We start from the raw sequence: 7,132 nt of genomic DNA on the forward strand, positions 1-7,132 counted from the left end.
CTGCGAGGGCGGACGGCACCGGCGGTGCCGGTGTTCGCGGGTAAACCCGCGCCCACTGCCGCTTGAACATCGGGCCTTGTGGCCGAGCTCCTGTGTACTTGCTGGCAGCGCAGCCCCTGTGGGAGCGGGTTTACCCGCGAAGGCGGCCAACAGGCCAACCTCGCATTCGCAGGTGCTCCCACTGCCACAGGGCGCGAGCGCAGCCCTGGCGATCACGCGTCCTGGTAGAGCGACATCGGTGGGCAGGCGCAGGCCAGGTTGCGGTCGCCGTAGACGTTGTCCACGCGGCCCACCGGCGGCCAGTACTTGTTGTCGGGCAGCGAATCCTGCGGGTACACCGCCAGTTCCCGGCTATAGCCATGGGTCCACTCGCCGACCAGCTCCGCCGCCGTATGCGGGGCGTTCTTGAGCGGGTTGTCGTGCTTGTCCAAGGTGCCGTTCTCGACCGCATGGATCTCTTCGCGGATACGGATCATCGCCTCGCAGAAGCGGTCCAGCTCGTCCTTGGACTCGCTCTCGGTCGGCTCGACCATCAAGGTGCCCGCCACCGGGAAGGACATGGTCGGGGCATGGAAACCGAAGTCGATCAGGCGCTTGGCCACGTCCTCGACGCTGATGCCGCTGCTGTCCTTGAGCGGGCGCAGGTCGAGGATGCATTCGTGGGCCACCAGGCCGTTCTCGCCGGTGTAGAGCACCGGGTAGTGCTCCTCCAGGCGCCGGGCGATGTAGTTGGCGCTGAGGATCGCCACCTGCGAGGCGCGCTTGAGCCCTTGCCCGCCCATCATGCGGATGTACATCCAGGTGATCGGCAGGATGCTGGCACTGCCATAAGGCGCGGCGCTGACTGCGCCGTCCTTGCGCGCCATGTGCCCATGGCCCGGCAAGAACGGCGCCAGGTGCGCCTTGACGCCGATCGGGCCAACACCCGGGCCGCCACCGCCATGGGGAATGCAGAAGGTCTTGTGCAGGTTAAGGTGCGAGACGTCGCCACCGAACTTGCCCGGCGCGCACAGCCCGACCATGGCGTTCATGTTGGCGCCGTCCAGGTACACCTGGCCGCCGTGCTCATGGATGATGTCGCAGATGCGGGTGATGCCGTCCTCGAACACGCCATGGGTCGAGGGGTAGGTGATCATCAGCGCGGCCAGGTGCTCCTTGTGCTGTTCGGCCTTGCTCTGCAAGTCGGCCACATCGACGTTACCTCGCGCATCGCAGTTGACCACCACCACGCGCATGCCCGCCATCTGCGCCGTGGCCGGGTTGGTGCCATGGGCCGAGGACGGGATCAGGCACACGTCGCGCCCGGATTCGCCACGGCTGGCATGGTAGGCGCGGATCGCCAACAGGCCTGCGTACTCGCCCTGGGAGCCAGCGTTGGGCTGCAACGACATGGCGTCATAACCGGTCGCCGCGCAGAGCATCGCTTCCAGTTCGTCGGTCAGTTGCCGGTAGCCCTGGGCCTGTTCGGCCGGGGCGAACGGATGCAGGGCGCCGAACTCCGGCCAGGTGATCGGCATCATCTCGCTGGCGGCGTTGAGCTTCATGGTGCACGAGCCCAGCGCGATCATGCTGCGGTCCAGGGCCAGGTCCTTGTCGGCCAGGCGACGCAGGTAACGCATCAGCTCGGTTTCGCAGTGGTAACGGTTGAACACCTCGTGCTGCAGGAACGCACTCTGGCGCAGCAATGGCGTCGGCAGGCAATCCACACCGCTGGCAGCCAGCGCGGCGAAGTCCGGCAGGGCCTGGCCCGGCGCCGCGAACACCTGCCACAGGGCCTCGACGCTCTGTTGCTCGCAGGTTTCATCCAGCGACAGCCCCACACGCGCCGAATCGATCGGACGCAAATTCAGGCGCTGGGCATTGGCGGCCGCCAAGACCTCGCCCACGGGGCGCGCGGTCACCACGCTGACGGTGTCGAAGAAGTGCGACTGCTCCACCGAATGCCCGAGCTGGCGCAGGCCCTGCGCCAGGATCGAGGTCAGGCGGTGCACGCGGCGGGCGATCTGCGTCAGGCCTTCCGGGCCGTGGTAGACCGCATACATGCTGGCGATGTTGGCCAACAGGACCTGCGCGGTGCAGATGTTGCTGGTGGCCTTCTCGCGGCGGATGTGTTGCTCGCGGGTCTGCATGGCCAGGCGCAGGGCCGGCTTGCCGAAGCGGTCGATGGACAACCCCACCAGGCGGCCCGGCATGTCGCGCTTGAAGGCATCGCGGGTGGCGAAGAACGCCGCGTGCGGCCCACCGAAGCCCAGGGGCACGCCGAAGCGTTGGGCACTGCCGAACACCACGTCGGCGCCAAACTCGCCCGGTGGCGTGAGCAAGGTCAGGGCCAGCAGGTCGGTCGCCACCGCCACCAGGGCGCCTGCCGCATGGGCGCGCGCCACCAGGGCACGGTGATCGCCGATGGCTCCCGTGCTGGCCGGGTATTGCAAGAGCAGGCCGAAGTAGCCCTCCAGGTTTTGCCCTTGCAGGTGTGTTTCATCCCCCACCACCACTTCGATGCCCAACGGCTCGGCGCGGGTGCGCACCACGTCGAGGGTCTGCCGGTGGCAGGCGTTGGAAACGAAGAACGCCGGGGCCTTGTTCTTGGCCAGGCGCTTGCAGAAGGTCATGGCCTCGGCAGCGGCGGTGGCCTCATCGAGCAGGGACGCGTTGGCGATCTCCATGCCGGTCAGATCGACGATCAGGGTCTGGAAGTTCAGCAGCGCTTCCAGACGGCCCTGGGAGATTTCCGGCTGGTATGGGGTGTAGGCGGTGTACCAGGCTGGATTCTCCAGCAGGTTGCGCAGGATGGGCGCCGGGGTATGGCACGGGTAGTAGCCCTGGCCGATGTGGTTGCGAAACAGCTGGTTCTTCGCGGCGATGGCCTTGATCGCGGCCAAGGCTTCGCTTTCACCCTGCCCCGGGGTCAGCTCGAGCACACTGGTGCCCCTGATGCTGTTGGGGATGACGCTGTCGATCAGGGCCTCGAGCGAGCCATGGCCGGTCAGCGCCAGCATGGCCTCGATGTCGGCCTCGCTCGGGCCGATGTGACGGGCAATGAAGCTGTTGTCCGTGCCCAGGGCAATCGGTGCTGTACTCATGGCGCCCTCCAGGCTCAGCCGTTGTCGGCCAGGAAGCGGTCGTAGCCGTCCTGGTCCATCAAGGTGTCGAGGTCCGCCAGGTTGTCCGCCTGGATGCGGAAGAACCAGCCGTCTTCCATGGGCGAGGCGTTGACCAGCTCAGGGTCGGCGGCCAATGCCTGGTTGACCGCCACCACCTGGCCGTTGAGCGGCATGGTGATGTTGCTGGCGGCCTTGACCGACTCCAGCACCGCGACTTCATTCCCCTCGCCGTACTCGCCCGGCTCCGGCAACTGCACGAACACCACATCGCCCAGGGCCTGTTGGGCGTAGGCGGTGATGCCAACGGTCAGCTCACCGGTCGCTTCCAGGCGCAACCATTCGTGCTCAGGGGTAAAACGCAACGTGCTCATGGATCTTCCTCTTATTGTTGGATGGGCCCTGGGGGCAGGACCTACCTCTACAACAGCAAGGGGGATGCCAACTCTAAATAAACCTTTAATTTCAACTAGTTACATTTACTTTATGCGTTTTCTGCGGCATCTCCCCTGGAGCGTAATCGCTCCAGGCACCAAGGCCTGCAGTAGCGCGGCTGAGCTCATCCCTTGTAAAGCACGGCGTACGGATGTGCGGAGCAAATACGCTCCAATGGAGCGAAATCGAACCGGCCGTTTCACGACACGCGATTGGAAATCCCGTACTTGCGCAGACGCTGCCCCACCGCCGTGTGCGAGGTCTGCAAACGCGCCGCCAGCTGGCGGGTGGAGGGATAGACGGCGTAGAACTTCTCCAGCAGCGATTTCTCGAAGCCTTGCACCGCAGCTTCCAGGCTGGTGACCTCCATCACATCGCTTTGCTGGCTGCTCAGCGCTGTCCCGGCCAGCTCCAGATCATCGCAGTCGATCACCTCCCCTTCACTGATCGCCGCAGCGCGGAAGATCACATTCTGCAACTGGCGGATGTTGCCGGACCAACGATTGCCCAACAGCAGCGGATGGGTGGTCAACGCCAGCCGGCACGGGGAACGCTGGATCTGGGCACAGGCCTGGTGCAAAAAGTGCTCGGCCAGCAGCAGGATGTCGGTGCCACGCTCACGCAGTGGCGGCACCACCAGGTTGAGCACGTTGAGCCGGTAATAGAGGTCTTCGCGAAAACCGCCTTCGACCACCATGCTTTCCAGGTTGCGGTGGGTGGCGCACAGCACACGGACATTCACCCGCACCTCGCCCCCACCCCCGACGCGACGGAAGCTGCCGTCATTGAGAAAGCGCAGCAGCTTGGCCTGCAGATAGGGCGACATCTCGCCCACTTCATCGAGAAACACGGTACCGCCATCGGCCAGCTCCAGCAGGCCTGGCTTGCCGCCACGCTGGGCGCCGGTGAAGGCGCCTGCGGAGTATCCGAACAGCTCGCTTTCGGCCAGGCTCTCAGGCAACGCTGCGCAGTTCAAGGCCAGGAAGGACGCCTCACGGCGGTTGCTCAGGGCATGGCAGGCGCGCGCCACCAGCTCCTTGCCGGTACCGGTCTCGCCCTGGATCAGAATCGGCGCATCCAGGCTGGCTACCTTGTGCAAGCGGGTCTTGAGGTACTTGAGCGCCGGCGACTCGCCCAACAGGGCGTCCAGCCCCTCGCCGGGGTCGTGCAGCAACGAGGCCAGCCGTTCGCCGATACGGCTGGGCGGATACAGCGTGAGCAAACCACCGACCAACGCATCGGCACCACCGCTGATGGGCGTGGCCTCCAGCAACAACGCCTGGCCCTGAAAGCTCACCTCGCACATGGGCAGGCGAAAGCCCTTGTCGATCAGGTTCTGCGCCAGGCGCGGCTCGGTGAACAGGTTCGACAACGGCTCCCCGGCAGGCTCGCGCCCCAGCAGCCTCACCAACGTGGGCGTGGCCAGCAGCACATGGCCATTGGGGTCCACCGCGAGCACCGGATCGCTCATGGCGGCCAGCAATGCCTCCAGTTGCAGGCGTCGGCGCTGGCCGGGCAGAAAGTCCACCAGCTCCACCGCCTGAACGCCCATCACCCGCAGCAAGGCATCGTGCAGTTCATCCAGCACGGCCTGGGACAGCGCCGGTGCGTCGATGTAGACGTTGGGCGGGATCATTTCCACCGCGTCCAGATTGAGGTTGCGTGAGCCCAGCAGGGCGAGGATCTCCTGGGTGATGCCGACGCGGTCGATGAAGGTCACGTGAATGCGCATCGCGGGTCCCTTTTCTTGAAAAGACAACAAGGGGACCGCACGCCAATGCCGCCCCCTTGGGATGACCGAAGTGACGCCGAGGCTCAGTCCACTTCGTAGGAAAGCTGCACAGCCTCGGCCTTCTTGCGGCGGATCGAGCGATAGGACACGCCCATCACCACGAACCACACCGGCACGAAGTACAGCGCCTGACGGGTGTCATCCTCCAGAGCCAGCAAGGCAGTGATGAAGGCGAAGAACACCAGGCACGCCCAGGCCATGCGGGTGCCGCCGGGCATCTTGTAGATCGAGGCGCGGTGCAGGTCGTCACGCTTCTTGCGGTAGGCCAGGTAGGACAGCAGGATCACCGACCACACGCACATGAACAGGATCGCCGACACCGTGGTGATCAAGGTGAACGCTTCGAGCATGTTCGGTACCAGGTAAATCAGCAGCGCCCCGCCCAGCAGGCAGGTGCAGGAGAAGATCAAGCCATTGGATGGCACCGCCCGCTTGGACAGTGCGCTGAACTTGCCAGGCGCATCACCGTCCACCGCCAGGCCGTAGAGCATGCGACTGGTGGAGAACACGCCGCTGTTGGCCGAGGAAGCCGCCGAGGTCAGCACCACGAAGTTGATGATCCCCGCCGCCGCCGGCAGGCCGGCCAGGACGAACAGCTCGACGAACGGGCTCTTGCTCGGCACCACATCACGCCAGGGGGTCACGGCCATGATGGCGATCAAGGCCAGCACATAGAAGACGATGATCCGCAGCGGGATCGAGTTGATCGCCCGCGGCAGGTTGCGCTCGGGGTTCTTGGTTTCCGCTGCGGTGGTGCCGACCAACTCGATGCCGACGAAGGCGAACACGGCGATCTGGAAGCCGGCGAAGAAGCCCATCACACCATGGGGGAACATCCCCTCGTCATTCCACAGGTTGGCCAGCGACGCCACGCTACCGGTGGAAGACTGGTAGGCCGTGGCCACCATGTAGAAGCCGGTACAGACCAAGGCGCAGATCGCCACGATCTTGATCATGGCAAACCAGAACTCCAGCTCGCCGAACATCTTCACCGTCATCAGGTTAAGCGACAGCAACAGCCCCACGCAGCCCAGCGCCGGCGCCCACTGCGGGATATCCGGGAACCAGAACTGGGAATAGGCGGAGATGGCAATGACGTCGGCGATACCGGTCACGATCCAGCAGAACCAATACGTCCAGCCGGTGAAGTACCCGGCCCAAGGACCGAGCAGGTCGTGGGCGAAGTCGATGAACGACTTGTACTTCAAGTTCGATAACAGCAGCTCGCCCATCGCCCGCATGACGAAGAACAGCATGAAGCCGATGATCATGTAGACGAAGATGATCGACGGCCCGGCCAGGCTGATGGTCTTGCCCGAGCCCATGAACAGGCCCGTGCCGATGGCACCGCCGATGGCGATCAGTTGGATATGACGGTTGGAGAGGTTGCGTTGCAGTTCGTGCGCTTGTTGGTCAGGCGGGCTGACACCCAGCGGCGAGTTGTTCATCGTTTTCACCTTGTAAGTCGAATTATTTTTATAACGTCACAAGTTCAAACGCCTCAGCCAGGTACCCACTGCCTTGCCCGGCTGGACACAACCCCTGGAGCAAGGTCTGTGCCAGGCAAAAAAAGCCTCTGGAACGCCCATTCCAGGCGGCCCTGTCGCATTCGGCATGTAATGAAGTCGCTCCAGGAAAAGCGCGTTGCGCGCCGATCGATGCGGCGCAGGCGTCATGAGCCGTACGCTCACGCCTGGCGTAGCGAAATCGCTCCAATGGAACGCTATCGATCCGCTTGGAGGTGGCTGCGCAGCCCTTCGCGGGTAAACCCGCTCCCACCTGGTCCGCGGAGAATCCTGTAGAT

General features: G+C 64.5%; 4 protein-coding genes. All 4 read right to left on the bottom strand.

What is annotated here, in order from left to right:
- Nucleotides 1-212: 212 nt before the first annotated feature.
- Complete coding sequence (gcvP, locus tag ABOA88_RS18305; RefSeq protein ID WP_367850946.1) at nt 213-3,083, bottom strand: aminomethyl-transferring glycine dehydrogenase; 2,871 nt, start codon at nt 3,081-3,083, stop codon at nt 213-215.
- A gap of 14 nt (nt 3,084-3,097) precedes the next feature.
- Nucleotides 3,098-3,475, bottom strand: a complete 378-nt coding sequence (gene gcvH, locus ABOA88_RS18310) for a glycine cleavage system protein GcvH (protein ID WP_070571630.1) — start codon at nt 3,473-3,475, stop codon at nt 3,098-3,100.
- A gap of 260 nt (nt 3,476-3,735) precedes the next feature.
- Complete coding sequence (locus ABOA88_RS18315) at nt 3,736-5,268, bottom strand: sigma-54-dependent transcriptional regulator (protein WP_070571631.1); 1,533 nt, start codon at nt 5,266-5,268, stop codon at nt 3,736-3,738.
- Between the two features lie 83 nt (nt 5,269-5,351).
- Nucleotides 5,352-6,776 (bottom strand): D-serine/D-alanine/glycine transporter, encoded by a 1,425-nt coding sequence (gene cycA, locus ABOA88_RS18320; protein ID WP_367850947.1) that lies wholly within the window; start codon nt 6,774-6,776, stop codon nt 5,352-5,354.
- Nucleotides 6,777-7,132 lie beyond the last annotated feature (356 nt).

It is taken from the genome of Pseudomonas sp. PKS, assembly GCF_051913525.1.
Classification (GTDB): Bacteria; Pseudomonadota; Gammaproteobacteria; order Pseudomonadales; family Pseudomonadaceae; genus Aquipseudomonas; species Aquipseudomonas guariconensis_D.